Consider the following 20,541-nt stretch of genomic DNA (forward strand, 5'->3'; position numbering starts at 1 on the left):
CAAAGGGGTAGGAACATGGCCGTGGCCAGCGAAGGACGTCCGGTCCGCGCGGCGCTGCTGCAGAAAGTCTGCGGCGATGCCGAAATGTTCGCCCTCGGCGCGGCCGTGGCGCGCGTGGTCCAGATGGCCTCGAGCGAGGACGAAGGCACCAATGAGCTGGCCTACTATGTGCTGTCCGACCCGGCCCTGACCCAGCGCATCCTGCGCCTGTCCAATACGGCCACCTACCGCACCGCCTCGGGCACGGCCGTCACCACCATTTCGCGCGCCATTTCCCTGCTCGGCTTCGACAATGTGAAGACCACGGCCTTGGCCATGCTGCTCGTCGACGCGCTCGGCAGCAAGCATGCGGCGGCCGTGCGCAGCGAGCTCGAAGCGGCCCTGTGCGCCAGCCTGGTCGGGCGCGAGCTGGCGCGCCGCTCGTTCTACCAGGGCGCCGAGGAAGCCGCGATCGGCGCGCTGTTCAAGAATCTGGGGGCGCTGCTGGTGGCCTCGCACGAACTGGACCGCTACCGCGAAGTCCAGGCCCTGCAGCAGACGGGCAAACACAGCCTGGGCCAGGCCTCGCAGATGATCCTCGGCTGCAGCTTCGAGTCCCTGACCGAGGCCGTGCTGCTCGAATGGAAGATCCCGGCGGCCATCATCAGCGCCACCGCGCCGCTGCCGGCCGGCAGCCTGAAGGCGGCCGCCAGCAAGGGCGACTGGATGAAGCAGGTGGCCAGCTTTTCGGCCGAGGCGGCGCGCCTGCTGGCGCGCGGACGGCGCCTGCAGGCGGCCGAGCTGAAGGCGCTCGAACAGCGCTACGGCAGCGCCCTCAATCTCGACGCGGCCGCGCTCAGCGATGTGTTCGCAGCCGTGCAGGAAGAGATGACGGGCCTGCTGCAGAGCATGAATCTGCAATCGGCGCCGCCCGAGGAGGCGGCCCACGAGGGCCTGCCGAATGTGCTGCTGCTGGCCACCCTCGACGCCGAGGAGCCCGAGCCGAGCGGCACCCATGCGAGCGGCAAGCCGCTCAATGCGCGCGACCTGTTGCTGGCCGGCGTGCAGGACGTGACCCAGATGCGCGCCTCGGGTGCGCACCGCGTCAACGAACTGATTCAGGCCGTGCTCGAAACCCTGTACCGCTCGCTCGGCTTTCGCTTCGCCACCGCCTGCCTGAAGGACCCGCGCAGCGGCCAGTACCGCGCGCGCATCGCGTTCGGCGAGGACCACGCGCGCCGCCAGGCCGGCTTCTGCTTTCCGATGGCGCCCGCGCGCGACCTGTTCCATCTGGCGATGGAAAACGACGCCGACCTGATGATCGCCGACGCCAGCGCGCCCAAGATCCGCGAGCTGATCCCCGACTGGCACCGCAGCCTGCTGCCGGACGCGCGCAGCTTCATCGTGCTGCCGCTGGTGGTCAACCGGGTCCAGGTCGGGCTGTTCTACGCCGACCGCACCCGTCCCGCGCCCGAGGGCGTGCCGCCCGATGAAACGGCGCTGATCAAGGCGCTCAAGTCCCAGGTGCTGGTGGCGCTCACGCCGTGAGCGCGGCGGCGCCGACGAAGGCCTCGAACTCGGCCAGCGGCAGCGGGCGCGCGAACAGATAACCCTGACTCAGCTCACACTGCTTGGCGGCGAGGAAGTCGCGCTGGGCGCTTGTCTCGACCCCTTCGGCGATCACTTCCAGCCCGAGCGAGTGGGCGAGGGCGATGGTGGCGCCGACGATCACGGCGTCGTTCGGATCGCTCTCGATGTCCTTCACAAAACCGCGGTCGATCTTGATGCGGTCGATCGCGAACAGCTTCAGGTAGGACAGCGAGGAATAGCCGGTGCCGAAATCGTCGATGGCGACCTTGATGCCGCGCTCGCGCAGGGCGCGCAGCAGCTGGCGCGTGCGCTCCGGGTCCTGCATCGCGGCCGATTCGGTGATCTCCAGTTCGAGCCGCTGCGGCGCCACCGCATGCTGGCGCAGCAGGCCGTCGAGCAGGGGCAGCAGACCGGCGCCATGGCACTGGCGGGCCGACAGGTTGACGGCCAGGCGCAGCTGCGCCAGCGGACCCTGCTGCCAGGACGCCAGCAGGGCCAGCGCGCGCCCCAGCACCCATTCGCCGATCGGCAGGATCTGGCCCGACTCTTCGGCGATCGGAATGAAGCGGTCGGGCGTGACCATGCCCAGTTCCGGATGGCGCCAGCGCAGCAGGGCCTCAGCGCCGATCACGCGCCCGCTGCCGAGTTCCACCTGGGGCTGCAGGTAGAGCTCGAACTCCTGGCGTTCGAGCGCCTGCCACAGCTGGCCTTCCATCATCAGCTTCTCGTGGGTGGCCGCATTCATCGCGGCCGAGAAGAACTGGAAGTTGCCGCGCCCCTGGCCCTTGGCCGCGTACATGGCCATGTCGGCGTGGCGCAGCAGGGTGCCCGGATCGGCGCCGTCGGCCGGGTACATGGCCACCCCGACCGAGGCGCCGCTGTGGGCCGTCTTGCCGTGCAGGTCGAACGGCGCCGACAGCGATTCGACGATGCGCACGGCCACCGCGCGCACCGCGTCCGGACTCGGGTCGCCGCCCATGACGACGATGAATTCGTCGCCGCCGAGGCGGGCGATGGTGTCCATCTCGCGCAGCAGCTCGCGCAGGCGCTGGGCCACGCTGACCAGCAGCAGGTCGCCGGTCTCGTGGCCTTGCGAGTCATTGATCTTCTTGAAGTGGTCGAGGTCGATGAACAGCACCGCCACCGCCTCGCCCGTGCGGCGCGCCGCCTGCAGCATCTGCTCCAGGCGCAGATTCAGGGCGAAGCGGTTTTCCAGACCGGTCAGGGCGTCGTGGTGGGCCAGGCGGTAGATGCGCTCCTGGGCGCGCTGCTGCTCGGTCAGGTCGCGCGCGATCACCACGAACAGCGTCTCCTCGCTCAGGGCCACGGCCGACACCGTGATCGCCAGCGGCAGGCTGGCGCCGCTGCGCGTGCGGCCGTTGAGCTCATGCCCATCGCTGCCGCGCCGGGCCAGGGCGCTCAGCAGCGGCGCCATGCCGCTCGCGTCCTTGGGCAGCACCAGCAGCTGGCCGAGCGGCAGACCGGCCAGAATTTCGGGCGGATAGGCGAACAGGCGGCAGGCCGCGTGGTTGGCCGAGATCACGCGCCCGCCGCGGTCGACCGTGAGGATGGCGTCGGCCGCACTGTCGAGAATCGCCTGCAGGCGCGCCTCGCGTTCGCGCAGCTTGGCCGTGCGGTCCTCGACCAGGGCCTGGATGCGCACGCGCTCGGCGCTGACGAGCAGCAGCAGGGCCCCGAGCAGACCGGTCAGCAGCAGGCCGCCGGTCAGCACCGACCAGCTCTGCCAGCCGCGGTGCTGGGCCAGGTAGGCGCTGCTGGGGGCGATGCGCAGGCGGTAGCTGCGCCCGCCGAACTGCAGGCTGCGCGCCATTTCGCCCGGCGCCGGCTGGGCGCCGAGACTGGCGTCGGCCATCAGCGTGGCGGCGGCGTCGGCATCGTCGAGGCGCGCCTGCATGTGCGGGAAGTTGGCGCCGGCCAGCACGGCGCGCAGCGCCACCTCGGGCTGGATCGACAGGCAGAGCACGCCGCTGAGCTGGTCGGGCCCGTCCGGGCTGACACCCTGCATCAGGATCACGCCGTTCTTGTTGGGCGTGAGCAGACGCACCGGCGGCGAGGCCACCGGCACGCGTGACTGCAGGGCGCGCGCGAGCGCACTGGCGCGCCCCGGGTCGGTCTGCAGATCGGTGCCGGGCGCGAGGCTGCTTTTCAGCGGCGCGATGAAGCGCACCGGGTACAGGTCGGCCGTGCCGGCCGCCAGCGGGCGCCCGGCGAAATCATGCACGGGTGCGCCCAGCGCCTGCTCGAAGCGCGCGCGTTCGCTGGCGCGCACGCGCGGCACCCAGGCCATGCCCGACAGGGCCGGGCGGTCGTGCAGGTAGCTGCGCGCCAGGGCGCTGAAGTCGGCCGCCGAATGGGGCTGCTTGTCGCCCTGGACGGCGATCGCCAGGGTGGCCAGGAAATGCTCGAGTTCGCTCAGCTGAGCCTGCAGCAGATCGCCGACCTGCTGGGCCTTGAGGCGGTAGGTCTGCAGCTGCTGTTCGCGCTCCCAGCGCACGGCCTGCTCGTAGATGGTGACGAAGGCGCCGATCGCCAGCAGCAGCGGCAGGCCGAGAATCCAGCGGCGCCGGTGCCACAGCAGGCGCGGGCGGCCGAACAGGATCCAGGCCAGCGGCGCGGCCAGCAGCACGCCGATGGTGTCGCCGACCCACCAGGTGAGCCAGGCGGCCGGCAGCTGGGCCGCCCCCAGTGCGCCCAGCAGCAGCAGGGTGAACAGCGAGACGGTCGGCGCCACGCAGCACATCAGGGGCGCCACCGCGAGCAGCCACAGGACGTCGCGGGCGGCGCCGAATTCGGGCCGCGCGCGGCGCAGCAGCACGCGCCCGAGCGCGGCCTGGAGCACGGCGCCGATGGTGGTGCTGAGGCCGGCGACGATGGTGATCAGCTCGCTCGGATCGCCGCCCGGGTAGGGCACCACGAAGTTCAGGGCGAGCGCGCCGGCGAACACTCCGGGCAGCATGCGCCAGCCGCCGCTGTAGACGCTGGCCAGGGCAATCCCGGCCGGCGGAAACAGGGGGCTGGCGAAGCCCGGCGGCAGGGCCAGCAGCAGGCCGAGCCGTCCGCTCAGCACATAGGCCAGGGCCAGGGCCAGATTGGCCGCCAGCAGCTGCCGAACGCTCCAGCGCGTTTGATCCACGCAACGCTCCCTCAGGTTTGCAATATTGCGATTCTAGCTCGCAAGAATCGGCCCTTGCGCATTCACGAAGCGAGCGGGTACAATCTCGGCCCGAAGCGAGGCTGGCAGACAGCACTGTGGCACACACGCCGCAAAACTATTGACAGACCTCAGAACATGCTTCATACTCTGCGGTTCCTCGCGGAGGGGTGGCCGAGTGGTTAAAGGCGACAGACTGTAAATCTGTTCTCATTGAGTACACTGGTTCGAATCCAGTCCCCTCCACCAAGTTGTTGCAGGAGTATTGAATCAAGCGGTTGTGGAAGCCCTCGCGGGTGTAGCTCAATGGTAGAGCTGAAGCCTTCCAAGCTTAAGACGAGGGTTCGATTCCCTTCACCCGCTCCAATACCCCGCGCAACGCGCGAATGGCAGCACAATAAGCCCTTGTAGCTCAGTGGTAGAGCACTCCCTTGGTAAGGGAGAGGCCACGTGTTCAATCCACGTCAAGGGCACCAGAATTCTGTAGTACCTCGTAATCTTTCAGGCGTAGGCCTGGTCAACATCAAATTTGTTAGGAGTCTGAAATGGCAAAAGAGAAATTCGAGCGGACCAAGCCGCACGTCAACGTCGGCACCATTGGTCACGTGGACCACGGCAAAACGACCCTGACCGCCGCCATCGCTACCGTGCTGTCGAAGAAATTCGGTGGTGAAGCCAAGGCCTACGACCAGATCGACGCCGCACCGGAAGAAAAAGCCCGCGGTATTACCATCAACACCGCCCACGTCGAGTACGAAACGGCCAACCGCCACTACGCCCACGTGGACTGCCCGGGCCACGCCGACTACATCAAGAACATGATCACCGGCGCTGCCCAGATGGACGGCGCGATCCTGGTGGTGTCGGCCGCTGACGGCCCGATGCCGCAGACCCGCGAGCACATCCTGCTGGCCCGTCAGGTGGGCGTGCCCTACATCATCGTGTTCCTGAACAAGTGCGACCTGGTCGACGACGCCGAGCTGCTCGAGCTGGTCGAAATGGAAGTGCGCGAGCTGCTGTCGAAGTACGAATTCCCGGGCGACGATCTGCCCATCATCAAGGGTTCGGCCCGTATGGCGCTGGACGGCGCCGCTGGCGAACTGGGCGAAGACTGCATCCTGAAACTGGCCGAAGCCCTGGACAGCTACATCCCGACGCCGGAACGTGCCGTGGACGGCGCCTTCCTGATGCCGGTGGAAGACGTGTTCTCGATCTCGGGCCGCGGTACCGTGGTGACCGGTCGTGTTGAGCGCGGCATCATCAAGGTCGGCGAAGAGATCGAAATCGTCGGTATCAAGGACACCGTGAAGACGACCGTGACCGGCGTCGAAATGTTCCGCAAGCTGCTGGACCAGGGTCAAGCTGGCGACAACGTCGGCCTGCTGCTGCGCGGCACCAAGCGTGAAGACGTCGAGCGTGGCCAGGTGCTGGCCAAGCCGGGTTCGATCAAGCCGTTCTCGCACTTCACCGGCGAAATCTACGTGCTGTCGAAAGACGAAGGTGGCCGTCACACCCCGTTCTTCAACAACTACCGTCCGCAGTTCTACTTCCGTACGACGGACGTGACCGGCTCGATCGAGCTGCCGGCCGACAAAGAAATGGTGATGCCGGGCGATAACGTCTCGATCACCGTGAAGCTGATCACCCCGATCGCGATGGAAGAAGGTCTGCGCTTCGCAATCCGCGAAGGCGGCCGTACCGTCGGCGCCGGCGTGGTGGCCAAGATCATCGCCTAAGCGCTGGTCCGTCTCAGGCCACCCGGTTCCGTGGGCCGGGTGGTATAATGTCTGATTCCACGACAAGTTTTGTAGGGGCGTAGCTCAATTGGCAGAGCGTCGGTCTCCAAAACCGAAGGTTGGGGGTTCGATGCCCTCCGCCCCTGCCACCGAATAGGTGCAGGGCACCGAAAGTAAATAAGTATGTCTAATCAAACCGTGCAAACGGTCAGCACCTCGGGTGACAAGCTCAAGGTGGTGCTGGCGGTGGTCGCGGCGATGGCAGGTGTGGTCGGGTTCTTTTACCTGGCCGGCCAGAAACCCCTGATCCGAGCGGCAGCGCTCGTCGGGGGTTTGCTCGTCTCCGTTCTCATTGCCTACACCTCGCAAGCTGGCCGCGATTTCCTGAATTTTGCGAAGGAATCGGTGCGCGAGACGCGTAAAGTCGTCTGGCCCACCCGTAAAGAAGCCACCCAGATCACCCTGATCGTGTTTGGTTTCGTCCTGACCATGGCCCTGTTCCTGTGGGGCACCGACAAGATTCTGGAAGTCCTCCTGTACGACTGGATTTTGAAGCTGGGTAAATAATGGGCGACAACACGCAAGAAAACGCGGCGGCACAAACGCCGGCGCTGGACCCTTCCCAGACCTTGAGCGCGCCCACCGGCAACAAGCGCTGGTATGTGGTGCACGCCTACTCGGGCATGGAGAAAAGCGTGCAGCGCGCGCTGACCGAGCGCATCGAGCGCGCCGGCATGCAGGACCAGTTCGGCCGCATCCTGGTGCCGACCGAGGAAGTGGTGGAAGTGCGCAATGGCCAGAAGTCGGTCACCGAGCGCCGCTTCTTCCCCGGCTATGTGCTGGTCGAGATGGAAATGACCGACGAGACCTGGCACCTGGTGAAGAACACTTCCAAGGTCACCGGTTTCATCGGCGGCAAATCGAACAAGCCGACGCCGATCCCGGCGCGCGAAATCGACAAGATCATGCAGCAGATGCAAGAGGGTGTCGAGAAGCCGCGTCCCAAGGTGCTGTACGAAGTGGGCGAGCAGGTGCGCATCAAGGACGGCCCCTTCACCGACTTCAACGGCAGCGTCGAAGAAGTCAACTACGAGAAATCGAAGGTGCGCGTCTCGGTCACCATCTTTGGCCGCGCCACCCCGGTCGAACTCGAGTTCGGCCAGGTCGAGAAAGTCTAAGGCGCCGTACCGGAGCGCCGCCCCCTGGGCGAATCCGGAATCAAGAGGAGCCGGTCTGATACGCCGGCGCTACTACTCAATCCAACATAGGAGCCATCATGGCAAAGAAAATCGTCGGCTATATCAAGCTGCAAGTTCCGGCTGGTAAAGCCAACCCCTCCCCCCCGATCGGTCCGGCCCTCGGTCAGCGCGGTCTGAACATCATGGAATTCTGCAAGGCCTTCAATGCCCAGACTCAAGGCATGGAACCGGGCATGCCGATCCCCGTGATCATCACCGCCTTCGCCGACAAGTCCTTCACCTTCGTGATGAAGACCCCGCCGGCCACCTACCTGATCAAGAAGCACTCGGGCGTGCAAAAAGGTTCGGCCAAGCCGCATACCGACAAGGTCGGCAAGCTGACCCGCGCACAGGCTGAAGAAATCGCAAAACTCAAGACCCCGGACCTGACCGCCGCCGATCTGGAAGCCGCTGTGCGCACGATCGCTGGCTCGGCACGTTCGATGGGCATCACGGTGGAGGGCATCTAAGATGGCACAACTGTCCAAGCGTATGAAGGCCCAGAAGGCCAAGGTTGACCGCAACAAGCTGCACAGCTTCGAAGAAGCCGTGACCGTGGTCAAGGAATTCGCCACTGCCAAGTTCAACGAGTCGATCGACGTCGCCGTGCAACTGGGCGTGGATCCGAAGAAATCGGACCAGGTCGTGCGTGGTTCGGTGGTGCTGCCGGCCGGTACCGGTAAGAGCGTCCGCGTGGCCGTGTTCGCCACGGGCGACAAAGCCGAGCAGGCCAAAGCCGCCGGCGCCGACATCGTCGGCATGGAAGATCTGGCTGAGATGGTCAAGAAAGGCGATATGCCCTTCGACGTGGTCATCGCTTCGCCCGACACCATGCGTATCGTCGGTACCCTCGGTCAGATCCTGGGCCCGCGCGGCCTGATGCCGAACCCGAAAGTCGGCACCGTGACCCCGGACGTGGCTGGCGCCGTGAAGAACGCCAAGGCCGGTCAGGTCCAGTACCGTACCGACAAGGCCGGTATCATCCACGCCACCATCGGCCGTAAATCCTTCTCGGACGACCAGCTGAAAACCAACCTGGTGGCCCTGATCGAAGCCCTGAACAAAGCCAAGCCGGCTTCGTCGAAAGGTGTCTACCTGCGCCGCGTGTCGATCTCGTCGACCATGGGCGCCGGTGTGCGCGTCGACCACGCTGGTCTGGCCGCTGCTGCCTAAGCTGTAAAGAATCAAGTCCCGGTGCTGAGCCACCGGGCGCCTCTTTGGGTTGGCTGTGCGACGTGTTGCGCCACACAGCCCTGCCTTCAAAGACCGCTGGGCCGAAGGAAGTTGTTGATCCCGAGGTTAAATCGCCACCCAGCGCAGATGGTGGTCCCGACAAGTTTTGTGGTCCCTGGACTTCTGAACATCGGACGCCGTGTTCGAACCGATGCGAAGCGCAAGCCCAGCATCATTTTAGGAGATTGACCGTGGGTCTTAATCTGAATGACAAGAAGGCCGTCGTCGCCGAAGTTTCCGCAAAAGTAGCAACTGCGCAAACGATCGTCGTGGCCGAGTATCGTGGCATCCAGGTTGGTCGCCTGACTCAACTCCGTGCAAACGCTCGCGCGCAAGGCGTGTACCTGCGTGTTCTGAAGAACACGCTGGCCCGCCGTGCCGTGGAGGGCACCCAGTTTGCCAACCTCGCCGATTCCATGACCGGTCCGCTGATCTATTCGATCTCGGACGACGCCGTGGCCGCCGCCAAAGTCATCGCTGACTTTGCCAAGGCTAACGACAAGATGGTCGTGAAGGCAGGTAACTACGCCGGCAAACACCTGGATCAAGCAGGTGTGCAGGCGCTGGCAAGCATCCCGAGCCGCGAAGTGCTGATCGCCCAGTTGATGGGCGTGATGCAAGCTCCGGTCTCCGGCTTTGCACGTGCACTGGCTGCTCTGGCAGCCAAGAAAGAAGAAGCCCCGGCCGCCTAAGCGCCGACGCTCTCGCTTTCTGAGTCTAGAACCAACCCTTTCAAAAAATTTTGGAGTTTTAAAATGGCAATTAGCAAAGAAGATATCCTGGAAGCCGTCGGTGCAATGTCGGTGATGGAACTGAATGACCTGGTCAAGGCATTCGAAGAGAAATTCGGTGTGTCGGCTGCCGCCATGGCTGCCCCGGCTGCTGCCGGCGGCGCTGCTGCTGCTGCTGCTGAAGAGAAGACCGACTTCAACCTGGTGCTGGCTGATGTCGGCGCCAACAAGGTCGGCGTCATCAAGGCCGTGCGTGAAATCACCGGTCTGGGCCTGAAGGAAGCCAAAGACCTGGTCGACGGCGCACCGAAGACCGTGAAAGAAGCCATGCCGAAAGCTGACGCTGAAGCTGCCAAGAAGAAGCTGGAAGAAGCTGGCGCCAAGGCCGAGCTGAAGTAATTCGTTGTACCCGGCGAGACCTTTGCTTCGCCGATGAGTCAAAGCGACAAGCCCCCGTCGAGAGGCGGGGCTGGCGCTTTGGCTCTTTTGTCGTCTCTGCAGAGACTTGAGCTGTGGGCCCCCCGGACCCAGACCTGAAGTCTCTAATTCACCTGTCACTCACGGAGTGTCCATGCACTACTCATTTACTGAGAAGAAGCGTATTCGTAAGTCCTTCGCGAAGCGCGCCAACGTTCACAACGTTCCTTTCCTGCTGGCCACCCAGCTCGAATCCTACGAGAATTTCCTGCAAGCCGATGCCCAGCCTTCGGTGCGCAAGAACGAGGGCCTGCAATCGGCCTTCAGCTCGATCTTCCCGATCGTGTCCCACAACGGTTTCGCCCGCCTCGAGTTCCTGTCCTATGTGCTTGGCGATCCGGCGTTTGACGTCAAGGAATGCCAACAACGTGGCCTGACTTTCGCATCGCCGCTGCGCGCCAAGGTGCGCCTGGTGATCCTGGACAAGGATTCGCCGACCAAGCCCGTGGTGAAAGAGATGAAGGAGCAGGAAGTCTACATGGGCGAACTGCCCCTGATGACGAGCACCGGTTCCTTCGTGATCAACGGCACCGAGCGCGTGATCGTGTCCCAGCTGCACCGTTCGCCGGGCGTGTTCTTCGAGCACGACCGCGGCAAGACCCACTCCTCGGGCAAGCTGCTGTTCTCGGCCCGCATCATTCCCTACCGCGGCTCGTGGCTGGACTTCGAATTCGACCCGAAGGACATCCTGTTCTTCCGCGTCGACCGCCGCCGCAAGATGCCGGTGACGATCCTGCTCAAGGCCATTGGCATGACGCCGGAACAGATCCTGGCCAACTTCTTCGTGTTCGACAACTTCAAGCTGCGCGGCGAAGGCGCCGAGATGGAATTCGTGGCCGAGCGTCTGCGCGGTGAAGTCGCGCGTTTCGACATCGTCGATCCGAAGTCGGGCAAGACCATCGTCGTCAAGGACAAGCGCATCAATGCCAAGCATGTGCGCGACATCGAAGCGGCCGGCATCCAGCACATTTCGGTGCCGGAAGACTATCTGCTGGGCCGCGTGCTGGCCAAGAACATCGTCGACCCCGACACCGGCGAAGTGATCGCCAATGCCAACGACGAGCTCAATGATGATGTGCTGTCGCGCCTGCGCGAAGCCAATATCAGCGATATCCAGACCCTGTACACGAACGACCTCGACCAGGGCCCGTATATCTCGCAGACCCTGCGCATGGACGACACGGCCGACCAGATGGCCGCGCGCGTGGCCATCTACCGCATGATGCGCCCGGGCGAGCCGCCGACCGAAGAATCGGTCGAGGCCCTGTTCAACGGCCTGTTCTACAGCGCCGAGCGCTACGACCTGTCGGCCGTCGGCCGCATGAAGTTCAACCGCCGCGTCGGCCGTGACGAACTGCAGGGTCCGATGACCCTGTCGAACGACGACATCCTGGCCGTGATCAAGATCCTGGTCGAGCTGCGCAATGGCCGCGGCGAAGTCGACGACATCGACCACCTGGGCAACCGCCGCGTGCGCTGCGTGGGCGAACTGGCCGAGAACCAGTTCCGCGCCGGCCTGGTGCGCGTCGAGCGCGCCGTCAAGGAACGCCTCGGCCAGGCCGAAGCGGACAACCTGATGCCGCACGACCTGATCAACTCCAAGCCGATCTCGGCCGCGATCCGCGAATTCTTCGGCTCGTCCCAGCTGTCGCAGTTCATGGACCAGACCAACCCGCTGTCGGAAATCACCCACAAGCGCCGCGTCTCGGCCCTGGGCCCGGGCGGTCTGACGCGCGAACGCGCCGGCTTCGAGGTGCGCGACGTGCACCCGACCCACTACGGCCGCGTGTGCCCGATCGAAACGCCGGAAGGTCCGAACATTGGTCTGATCAACTCGCTGGCACTGTATGCGCGCCTGAACGAGTACGGCTTCCTCGAAACCCCCTACCGCAAGGTCGAAGGCTCGGTCGTGACCGACAAGATCGACTACCTGTCGGCGATCGAAGAGGGCCGCTACATCATCGCCCAGGCGAATGCCACGATCGACCAGGAAGGCAAGCTGTGCGACGAGCTGGTGTCGGCCCGTGAAGCCGGCGAAACCATCCTCGTCTCGCCCGAGCGCGTCCAGTACATGGACGTGGCCCCGGGCCAGATCGTGTCGGTCGCTGCCTCGCTGATTCCCTTCCTCGAGCACGATGACGCGAACCGTGCACTGATGGGCGCCAACATGCAGCGCCAGGCCGTGCCCTGCCTGCGTCCGGAAAAAGCCTTCGTCGGGACCGGCATCGAGCGCACCGTGGCGGTCGACTCGGGCACCACCGTGCAGGCCCTGCGTGGCGGCGTGGTCGATTACGTCGACGCCGGCCGTGTGGTGATCCGTGTCAACGACGACGAGGCGCAAGCCGGCGAAGTCGGTGTCGACATCTACAACCTGATCAAGTACACGCGTTCCAACCAGAACACCAATATCAACCAGCGTCCGATCGTCAAGGTCGGCGACCGCGTCGCCAAGCACGACGTGATCGCGGACGGCGCCTCGACCGACCTGGGCGAACTGGCCCTCGGTCAGAACATGCTGGTGGCCTTCATGCCGTGGAACGGCCTGAACTTCGAGGACTCGATCCTGATCAGCGAAAACGTCGTGAAAGACGACCGCTACACCTCGATCCACATCGAGGAACTGTCGGTGGTCGCGCGCGACACCAAGCTGGGCCCGGAAGAAATCACGCGCGATATCTCGAACCTGGCCGAGAACCAGCTGGCCCGTCTCGACGAATCGGGCATCGTCTACATCGGCGCCGAAGTCCAGGCCGGTGACGTGCTGGTCGGTAAAGTGACGCCCAAGGGCGAAACCCAGCTGACCCCGGAAGAGAAGCTGCTGCGCGCCATCTTCGGCGAAAAAGCTTCGGACGTGAAAGACACCTCGCTGCGCGTGCCCTCGGGCATGGTCGGCACCGTGATCGACGTCCAGGTGTTCACCCGTGAAGGCATCCAGCGCGACAAGCGCGCCCAGCAGATCATCGACGATGAACTCAAGCGCTATCGCCTCGACCTCAACGACCAGCTGCGCATCGTCGAAGGCGACGCCTTCATGCGTCTCGAGAAGATGCTGATCGGTAAAGTCGTGAACGGCGGTCCGAAGAAGCTGGCCAAGGGCGCCAAGATCACCAAGGACTACCTGGCCGATCTGGACCGCTACCACTGGTTCGACATCCGCCCGGCCGACGAGGACGTGGCCAAGGCCCTGGAAGCGATCAAGGAATCGATCGCCGAGAAGCGCCACCAGTTCGACCTGGCCTTCGAAGAGAAGCGCAAGAAGCTCACCCAGGGCGATGAACTGCAACCTGGCGTGCAGAAGATGGTCAAAGTTTACCTGGCCGTCAAACGCCGCCTGCAGTCGGGCGACAAGATGGCAGGCCGCCACGGTAACAAGGGTGTGGTCTCGCGTATCGTGCCGGTCGAAGACATGCCCTACATGGCAGACGGCACCCCGGCCGACATCGTGCTCAACCCGCTCGGTGTGCCTTCGCGTATGAACGTTGGTCAGATTCTCGAAACCCACCTGGGCTGGGCCGCCAAGGGCCTCGGCCTGCGCATTGGCGAGATGCTCAAGCGTCAAGCCAAGATCGCCGAACTGCGTGAGTTCCTGAACAAGATCTACAACGAAACCGGCAAGAAAGAAGACATCGACAGCTTCAGCGACGACGAAATCCTGAGCCTGGCCCAGAACCTGAAGAACGGCGTGCCGTTCGCCACCCCGGTGTTCGACGGCGCCCACGAGTCGGAAATCTACCGCATGCTGGACCTGGCCTATCCGGACGAGATCGCCACCAAGCTGGGCATGACCCCGTCCAAGAACCAGGTCACGATGTACGACGGCCGCACCGGCGAAGCCTTCGAACGCAAGGTCACGGTCGGCTACATGCACGTGCTGAAACTGCACCACCTGGTCGACGACAAGATGCACGCCCGTTCGACCGGCCCGTACTCGCTGGTGACGCAGCAGCCGCTGGGCGGTAAAGCCCAGTTCGGCGGCCAGCGCTTCGGTGAGATGGAGGTGTGGGCGCTGGAAGCTTACGGCGCCTCGTATGTGCTGCAAGAAATGCTGACCGTGAAGTCGGACGACGTCAACGGCCGTACCAAAGTGTACGAAAACCTGGTCAAGGGCGACCACGTGATCGACGCCGGCATGCCGGAATCGTTCAACGTGCTGGTCAAAGAGATCCGCTCGCTCGGTATCGACATCGACCTGGAACGCAACTAATTCGCCTGGAGAACGAACACCATGAAAGCATTGCTCGATCTTTTCAAGCAAGTACAGCAGAACGAGTCCTTTGACGCGATCAAAATCGGCCTCGCTTCGCCCGAAAAAATCCGTTCGTGGTCCTACGGCGAAGTCAAGAAGCCGGAGACCATCAACTACCGTACCTTCAAGCCCGAGCGCGACGGTCTGTTCTGCGCCAAGATCTTTGGCCCGATCAAGGACTACGAGTGCCTGTGCGGCAAGTACAAGCGCCTCAAGCACCGCGGCGTGATCTGCGAGAAGTGCGGCGTCGAAGTCACGCTGGCCAAGGTGCGCCGTGAGCGCATGGGCCACATCGAACTGGCCTCGCCGGTCGCCCACATCTGGTTCCTCAAGTCCCTGCCCTCGCGTCTGGGCATGGTGCTCGACATGACCCTGCGCGACATCGAACGCGTGCTCTACTTCGAAGCCTATGTCGTGACCGATCCCGGCATGACCCCGCTGAAGAAGTGCCAGATCATGTCGGAAGACGACTACGCGGCCAAGTACGAAGAGTACGGCGACGACTTCACGGCCTACATGGGTGCCGAGGGCATCCGTGAACTGCTGCGCTCGATCGACATCCACCGCGATGCCGAAGCCCTGCGCGTGGAGCTCAAGGAATCGAAGTCGGAAGCCAAGATCAAGAAGTACGCCAAGCGCCTCAAAGTGCTCGAGGCCTTCCAGCGTTCGGGCATCAAGCCCGAGTGGATGATCATGGAAGTGCTGCCGGTGCTGCCGCCCGAACTGCGTCCGCTGGTGCCGCTCGACGGTGGCCGTTTCGCCACCTCCGACCTGAACGACCTGTATCGCCGCGTCATCAACCGTAACAACCGTCTGAAGCGCCTGATGGAACTGCGCGCGCCGGAAATCATCACGCGCAATGAGAAGCGCATGCTGCAGGAAGCCGTCGACTCGCTGCTCGACAACGGCCGCCGCGGCAAGGCCATGACCGGCGCCAACAAGCGTCCGCTGAAGTCCCTGGCCGAGATGATCAAAGGTAAGGGCGGCCGCTTCCGTCAGAACCTGCTGGGTAAGCGCGTCGACTACTCGGGCCGTTCGGTCATCGTGGTCGGTCCGCAGCTGAAACTGCACCAGTGCGGTCTGCCGAAGCTGATGGCGCTCGAACTGTTCAAGCCCTTCATCTTCAACAAGCTCGAACTGATGGGTCTGGCGACCACGATCAAGGCCGCCAAGAAGCTCGTCGAACAGCAGGAACCGGTGGTCTGGGACATCCTCGAGGAAGTCATCCGCGAACATCCGGTCATGCTCAACCGTGCACCGACCCTGCACCGTCTCGGCATCCAGGCCTTTGAGCCGGTGCTGATCGAAGGCAAGGCGATCCAGCTGCACCCGCTCGTCTGCGCGGCCTTCAACGCCGACTTCGACGGTGACCAGATGGCCGTGCACGTGCCGCTGTCGATCGAAGCCCAGATGGAAGCGCGCACGCTGATGCTGGCCTCGAACAACATCCTGTTCCCGTCCAACGGCGAACCCTCGATCGTGCCGTCCCAGGATATCGTGCTGGGTCTGTACTACGCGACCCGCGAAGCCATCAATGGCAAGGGCGAGGGCATGCTGTTCCCGGACGTGTCGGAAGTCATCCGCGCCTACGACAACAAGGAAGTCGAGCTGGCGACCCGCATCACGGTGCGTATCGTCGAGCACGTGAAGAACGCCGAGGGCGAATTCACGCCCACGCTGACCCGTTATGAAACGACGGTCGGCCGCGCGATCCTGTCCGAGATTCTGCCCAAGGGCCTGCCCTTCAGCGTGCTGAACAAGCCGCTGAAGAAGAAAGAAATCTCGAAGCTGATCAACACCTCCTTCCGCAAGTGCGGCCTGCGCGCAACCGTCGTGTTCGCCGACAAGCTGATGCAGTCGGGCTTCCGCCTGGCGACCCGCGCCGGCATTTCGATCTGCGTGAACGACATGCTGGTGCCGGACGTGAAGCAGAAGCTGATCTCGACGGCCGAATCGGAAGTCAAACAGATCGAGCAGCAGTACGCCTCGGGTCTGGTGACCGCCGGCGAACGCTACAACAAGGTGGTCGACATCTGGGGCAAGACCTCGGACGAAGTGGGCAAGGCCATGATGGACCAGCTCAAAGTCGAGCCGGTCACCAAGCGCGACGGCAGCCAGACCATGCAGGAATCGTTCAATGCGATTTACATGATGGCCGACTCGGGCGCCCGCGGTAGCGCCGCCCAGATCCGCCAGCTGGCCGGTATGCGCGGCCTGATGGCTAAGCCGGACGGCTCGATCATCGAAACGCCGATTACCGCGAACTTCCGCGAAGGCCTGAACGTGTTGCAGTACTTCATCTCGACGCACGGCGCCCGTAAGGGTCTGGCCGATACGGCGCTGAAGACCGCGAACTCGGGCTATCTGACCCGCCGTCTGGTGGACGTGACCCAGGATCTGGTGGTCACCGAAGACGATTGCGGCACCCAGAACGGCACCCTGATGAAGGCCATGGTCGAAGGCGGTGAAGTGATCGAAGCCCTGCGCGACCGGATTCTCGGGCGCGTGGCCGGTCAGGACATCGTCAACCCGGAAAGCCAGGAAACCCTGTTCGAAGCCGGCACCCTGCTGGACGAAGACGCGGTCGAGGAAATCGAACGCCTGGGCATCGACGAAGTCAAAGTCCGCACCCCGCTCAACTGCGAAACCCGCTATGGCCTGTGCGCCAAGTGCTATGGCCGCGATCTCGGCCGTGGCCTGCTGGTCAACAGCGGTGAAGCCGTCGGTGTCGTGGCGGCCCAGTCGATCGGTGAGCCGGGTACCCAGCTGACCATGCGTACCTTCCACATCGGTGGTGCCGCATCGCGCGCCGCCGTGGCCTCCTCGGTGGAAGCCAAGTCTAACGGTACCATCCGCTTCACGGCCACCATGCGTTACGTGACCAACGGCAAAGGCGCCCAGATCGTGATTTCGCGTTCGGGCGAAGTGCTGATCACCGACGACCACGGCCGCGAGCGCGAGCGTCACAAGGTGCCGTACGGCGCGACCCTGAACGTCAAGGACGGCATGGCAGTCAAGGCCGGTACCGCGCTGGCGACCTGGGACCCGCTGACCCGTCCGATCATCACCGAGTACGCCGGTACCATCAAGTTCGAGAACGTCGAAGAAGGCGTGACCGTGGCCCGTCAGGTGGACGAAGTGACCGGTCTGTCGACCCTGGTCGCGATCGACGCCAAGCGCCGCGGTTCGGGCAAGGCCCAGCGTCCGCAGGTCAAGCTGCTGAACGAGGCTGGCGAAGAAGTGAAGATCGCCGGTACCGAACACAGCGTGACGATCGGCTTCCAGGTGGGCGCACTGATCATGGTGAAAGATGGTCAGCAAGTGTCCGTCGGTGAAGTGCTGGCGCGTATCCCGACCGAATCGCAGAAGACCCGCGACATTACCGGTGGTCTGCCGCGCGTGGCCGAGCTGTTCGAAGCCCGTTCGCCGAAGGATGCCGGTATGCTGGCCGAAGTCACGGGTACCGTGGCCTTCGGTAAGGAAACCAAGGGCAAGCAGCGTCTGGAAATCACCGACATGGACGGCAACAAGCACGAGTTCCTGATTACCAAGGACAAGCAAGTGCTGGTGCACGACGGCCAGGTGGTGAACAAGGGCGAGATGATCGTGGACGGCCCGGCCGATCCGCAAGACATCCTGCGTCTCCTGGGTATCGAAGCGCTGGCCCGCTACATCGTCGACGAAGTCCAGGACGTGTACCGTCTGCAGGGCGTGAAGATCAACGACAAGCACATCGAAGTGATCGTGCGCCAGATGCTGCGCCGCGTGCAGATCACCGCCGCCGGCGACACCGACTACATCGTCGGCGAGCAGGTGGAACGCTCGGAGCTGCTGGAAGAGAACGATCGCGTGCTGGCACGCGGCGGTCAGCCGGCGCTGTACGAGAACGTACTGCTCGGTATCACCAAGGCCTCGCTGTCGACCGACTCCTTCATCTCGGCCGCTTCGTTCCAGGAAACGACGCGCGTGCTGACCGAAGCCGCCATCATGGGCAAGCGCGACGGTCTGCGTGGTCTGAAGGAAAACGTGATCGTCGGCCGCCTGATCCCGGGTGGTACCGGTCTGGCCTTCCACCGCGCCCGCAAGGAGAAGGAGAGCTGGGAAGCCGAAGAGCGCAAGGCCCTGCTCGAAGCCGAGCGTGCCGCCATCGGCAGCGATGTGTTCCAGACGGAAGAAGCCCCGCACACGGGCGACGAAGCGTAATCTCTGCGCATTCGGCAAAAACGGCAGCTTCGGCTGCCGTTTTTTTTTGTCCGGCGCGGAACCCGGGCGGCGCCGGCGGCGTCGAATGGGGACGGAGGACGACACCATGGATCTCGAATGCCGCGTCGACCAGCTCGAAAAGTCGGTCGTCACCATCGCGCGCGATGTTGCTGTTATCAAATCCAATTATCTGCGGCGCGAAGATCTGGCCGAGATGCTGACGCCACGCCTGAGCACGCTCGCGGGGCAGATCGGCGACCGGACCGACGCGGCGCTGGCGGCGCTGGAGTCACGCTTTGATGCCAAACTGGCGGCGCTCGATGCGCGTTTCGACGCCAAACTGGCCGCACTCGAGGCGCGCCTGAACGCGCGCATGACCGCCTGGATGCTGAGCCTGATGGCGGTGCAGGTCGCGATGGCCGGGGCCTTGTGGCTGCGCTAGCGGCGCGTGGTAAGCTGCGCGCATGCACACCTTTCCCGTTACCTTCTTCCTCGCCTCTCCCTCCACCGAGCCCGACAATCCTCCGAATCCCTTCCGCTGGTACGGGGCCGGCAGTGTCAGCGTCGAGGACGGCAGCCTGTTGCTGCAGGGCCGCCGCCATCGTATGTTCCGCGCAGGCGAGGCCGAGACCCAGCGCATCGCCCTGGCGCGCGTGAAAAATCTGCGCGTGTCTGGCGCGGCCGTCTGTTTCGAGCTCGAAGGCAGCCCGGACCAGACCCTGGGCTTTCAGGCCGCCGATGCCTTGGCCGCCCAGTCCCTGTGCGCGCTGTTGCCGACGCGCTGGGATGCGGCCGCCGAGGCCGCCTTCGATGAGCAGCAGTCGCTGGCCGCGGCCCTGGCGGCGCGGGCGCCGGTGGCGCGCGTCAGCCGTGGCTTGATGGGCGCGCTGCTGGCCGTGTATGCGCTGAGCGTGGTCGTCAGCGGCGCGCTGGAGCCGGACAACACGGCCTTGTTGACGCTCGGCGCGCAGCAGGGCGATCTGGTGGCCCAGGGCCAGTGGTGGCGCCTGATCTCGGCCACGTTTCTGCACGCGGGCCTGCTGCACCTGGTGATGAATGTCAGCAGCCTGAACGCGATCGGCCCGCTGACCGAACGCCTGCTCGGGTCGGCCCGCTTTGCCCTCGTGTATGCGGCCGCGGGCCTCGCCGGCGGCCTGGCCAGCCTGTGGTTCCACCCGCAGGCCCTGTGCGTGGGCGCGTCGGGCGCGATCTTCGGCATTCTCGGGGTGTCAGCGGTGGCGATGCTGACGCCGCGCTATGGCCTGAGCGAACGCTTCCGGCAGGAAGGGCGGCGCGGCATGCTCGGCGTGCTCGGCATTAACCTGCTGATCAGCATGGCCCTGCCGTTCGTGAATGGCGCCGCGCACGGCTTCGGCTTTGCCACCGGCCTGGTGCTCGGCTGGCTGCTGGCGCAGCCGCTGACGCCGGCGCGCGCCTCAGCCTAGGCGCTTGCGCAGCTGGGCCAGCAGACCGCTGCTGGCCGCTTCCACATAGTCGAGCACGGTTTCGAAATCCTCCGGGCCGCCGTAGTAGGGGTCGGGCACGATGGCGCTCGTGTGCTGCTCGGCATAGTCCATGAACAGGCCAAGCTTGTGGCGGTGGACGTCCGGACACTGGGCCAGCAGGCGGTCCAGATTACCGTGGTCCATGGCCAGCACCAGATCAAAGCGGCTGAAGTCGCTCGGCTGGACCGGGCGCGCGCGCAGCAGCGACAGATCGACACCGCGCCGGGCCGCATGGGCGATGCTGCGTGCGTCCGGCGGCTCGCCCGTGTGGTAGGCGTGGGTGGCGGCCGAATCGATGTGCAGCTGGGCGCCCAGACCGGCCGCCTCGGCCTGGGCGCGGAACACGCCCTCGGCCGTCGGCGAGCGGCAGATATTGCCCATGCAGACGAAGAGAATGGAAATGCTGGCCATGATGACCAGCATTGTACGGG

14 protein-coding genes and 4 tRNA genes are annotated in these 20,541 nt (G+C 64.4%); 16 read left to right on the forward strand and 2 right to left on the reverse strand.

The window, feature by feature from the left end:
* Positions 1-15 precede the first annotated feature (15 nt).
* On the forward strand, positions 16-1,527 hold the full coding sequence (locus tag LZ005_RS10620; RefSeq protein ID WP_237807948.1) for an HDOD domain-containing protein: 1,512 nt from the start codon (positions 16-18) through the stop codon (positions 1,525-1,527).
* On the opposite strand, the gene LZ005_RS10625 is transcribed toward LZ005_RS10620, so the two are convergent.
* On the reverse strand, positions 1,517-4,723 hold the full coding sequence (locus LZ005_RS10625; RefSeq protein ID WP_237807961.1) for an EAL domain-containing protein: 3,207 nt from the start codon (positions 4,721-4,723) through the stop codon (positions 1,517-1,519). The genes LZ005_RS10620 and LZ005_RS10625 overlap by 11 nt on opposite strands.
* Before the next feature lie 182 nt (positions 4,724-4,905).
* Between LZ005_RS10625 and LZ005_RS10630 the strand changes: the two genes are divergently transcribed.
* From LZ005_RS10630 to LZ005_RS10700, 15 genes are all read left to right on the forward strand, one after another.
* Positions 4,906-4,990: transfer RNA gene (locus LZ005_RS10630), tRNA-Tyr, on the forward strand.
* A 43-nt stretch (positions 4,991-5,033) separates the two neighbouring features.
* Positions 5,034-5,107, forward strand: a tRNA-Gly gene (locus LZ005_RS10635).
* Positions 5,108-5,142: 35 nt separating this feature from the next.
* A tRNA-Thr gene (locus LZ005_RS10640) sits at positions 5,143-5,217 on the forward strand.
* 69 nt (positions 5,218-5,286) lie between these two features.
* A complete protein-coding gene (tuf, locus tag LZ005_RS10645; RefSeq protein WP_237807968.1) occupies positions 5,287-6,477 on the forward strand; it encodes an elongation factor Tu in 1,191 nt (396 codons plus the stop codon).
* A gap of 73 nt (positions 6,478-6,550) precedes the next feature.
* Positions 6,551-6,626 (forward strand) — tRNA-Trp (locus LZ005_RS10650).
* Between the two features lie 34 nt (positions 6,627-6,660).
* Positions 6,661-7,044 (forward strand): preprotein translocase subunit SecE, encoded by a 384-nt coding sequence (gene secE / locus LZ005_RS10655; protein WP_237807970.1) that lies wholly within the window; start codon positions 6,661-6,663, stop codon positions 7,042-7,044.
* Complete coding sequence (gene nusG, locus LZ005_RS10660; protein ID WP_237807979.1) at positions 7,044-7,655, forward strand: transcription termination/antitermination protein NusG; 612 nt, start codon at positions 7,044-7,046, stop codon at positions 7,653-7,655. The genes secE and nusG overlap by 1 nt, the downstream gene beginning before the upstream one ends.
* 98 nt (positions 7,656-7,753) lie before the next feature.
* The gene (gene rplK, locus LZ005_RS10665) at positions 7,754-8,185 is read left to right on the forward strand and encodes a 50S ribosomal protein L11 (protein WP_237807988.1); all 432 of its coding nucleotides are present in this window, start codon (positions 7,754-7,756) and stop codon (positions 8,183-8,185) included.
* Position 8,186: 1 nt separating this feature from the next.
* Positions 8,187-8,888 carry a 50S ribosomal protein L1 gene (gene rplA / locus LZ005_RS10670; protein ID WP_237807991.1) on the forward strand — a complete coding sequence of 234 codons (702 nt, stop codon included), beginning with the start codon at positions 8,187-8,189 and terminating at the stop codon, positions 8,886-8,888.
* Positions 8,889-9,139: 251 nt separating this feature from the next.
* Entirely contained in the window at positions 9,140-9,640 is a 501-nt protein-coding gene (rplJ, locus tag LZ005_RS10675; RefSeq protein ID WP_237807998.1) for a 50S ribosomal protein L10, read from the forward strand.
* 63 nt (positions 9,641-9,703) lie between these two features.
* Positions 9,704-10,078, forward strand: a complete 375-nt coding sequence (gene rplL, locus LZ005_RS10680; protein WP_237808001.1) for a 50S ribosomal protein L7/L12 — start codon at positions 9,704-9,706, stop codon at positions 10,076-10,078.
* A gap of 172 nt (positions 10,079-10,250) precedes the next feature.
* Positions 10,251-14,360 (forward strand): DNA-directed RNA polymerase subunit beta, encoded by a 4,110-nt coding sequence (rpoB, locus tag LZ005_RS10685; protein WP_237808008.1) that lies wholly within the window; start codon positions 10,251-10,253, stop codon positions 14,358-14,360.
* Between the two features lie 21 nt (positions 14,361-14,381).
* Positions 14,382-18,605: a DNA-directed RNA polymerase subunit beta' gene (gene rpoC / locus LZ005_RS10690; protein ID WP_237808015.1), complete on the forward strand. Its 4,224-nt coding sequence runs from the start codon at positions 14,382-14,384 to the stop codon at positions 18,603-18,605.
* Positions 18,606-18,711: 106 nt separating this feature from the next.
* Positions 18,712-19,047: a hypothetical protein gene (locus LZ005_RS10695; protein WP_237808017.1), complete on the forward strand. Its 336-nt coding sequence runs from the start codon at positions 18,712-18,714 to the stop codon at positions 19,045-19,047.
* A 22-nt stretch (positions 19,048-19,069) separates the two neighbouring features.
* Entirely contained in the window at positions 19,070-20,050 is a 981-nt protein-coding gene (locus tag LZ005_RS10700) for a rhomboid family intramembrane serine protease (protein WP_237808030.1), read from the forward strand.
* Here the strand turns inward: LZ005_RS10700 and LZ005_RS10705 are convergent.
* Positions 20,042-20,521 carry a low molecular weight protein-tyrosine-phosphatase gene (locus tag LZ005_RS10705; protein WP_237808039.1) on the reverse strand — a complete coding sequence of 160 codons (480 nt, stop codon included), beginning with the start codon at positions 20,519-20,521 and terminating at the stop codon, positions 20,042-20,044. The genes LZ005_RS10700 and LZ005_RS10705 overlap by 9 nt on opposite strands.
* Positions 20,522-20,541: the final 20 nt, after the last annotated feature.

Source organism: Massilia sp. TS11, assembly GCF_022012445.1.
Lineage (GTDB): Bacteria > Pseudomonadota > Gammaproteobacteria > Burkholderiales > Burkholderiaceae_D > Telluria.

Bases quoted from the DNA above. Each gene is read 5' to 3' on its own strand.
- LZ005_RS10620 (WP_237807948.1), top strand. From the start codon at position 16: ATGGCCGTGGCCAGCGAAGGACGTCCGGTCCGCGCGGCGCTGCTGCAG.
- tuf (WP_237807968.1), top strand. From the start codon at position 5,287: ATGGCAAAAGAGAAATTCGAGCGGACCAAGCCGCACGTCAACGTCGGC.
- secE (WP_237807970.1), top strand. From the start codon at position 6,661: ATGTCTAATCAAACCGTGCAAACGGTCAGCACCTCGGGTGACAAGCTC.
- nusG (WP_237807979.1), top strand. From the start codon at position 7,044: ATGGGCGACAACACGCAAGAAAACGCGGCGGCACAAACGCCGGCGCTG.
- rplK (WP_237807988.1), top strand. From the start codon at position 7,754: ATGGCAAAGAAAATCGTCGGCTATATCAAGCTGCAAGTTCCGGCTGGT.
- rplA (WP_237807991.1), top strand. From the start codon at position 8,187: ATGGCACAACTGTCCAAGCGTATGAAGGCCCAGAAGGCCAAGGTTGAC.
- rplL (WP_237808001.1), top strand. From the start codon at position 9,704: ATGGCAATTAGCAAAGAAGATATCCTGGAAGCCGTCGGTGCAATGTCG.
- rpoB (WP_237808008.1), top strand. From the start codon at position 10,251: ATGCACTACTCATTTACTGAGAAGAAGCGTATTCGTAAGTCCTTCGCG.
- rpoC (WP_237808015.1), top strand. From the start codon at position 14,382: ATGAAAGCATTGCTCGATCTTTTCAAGCAAGTACAGCAGAACGAGTCC.
- LZ005_RS10695 (WP_237808017.1), top strand. From the start codon at position 18,712: ATGGATCTCGAATGCCGCGTCGACCAGCTCGAAAAGTCGGTCGTCACC.
- LZ005_RS10700 (WP_237808030.1), top strand. From the start codon at position 19,070: ATGCACACCTTTCCCGTTACCTTCTTCCTCGCCTCTCCCTCCACCGAG.
- LZ005_RS10705 (WP_237808039.1), bottom strand. From the start codon at position 20,521: ATGGCCAGCATTTCCATTCTCTTCGTCTGCATGGGCAATATCTGCCGC.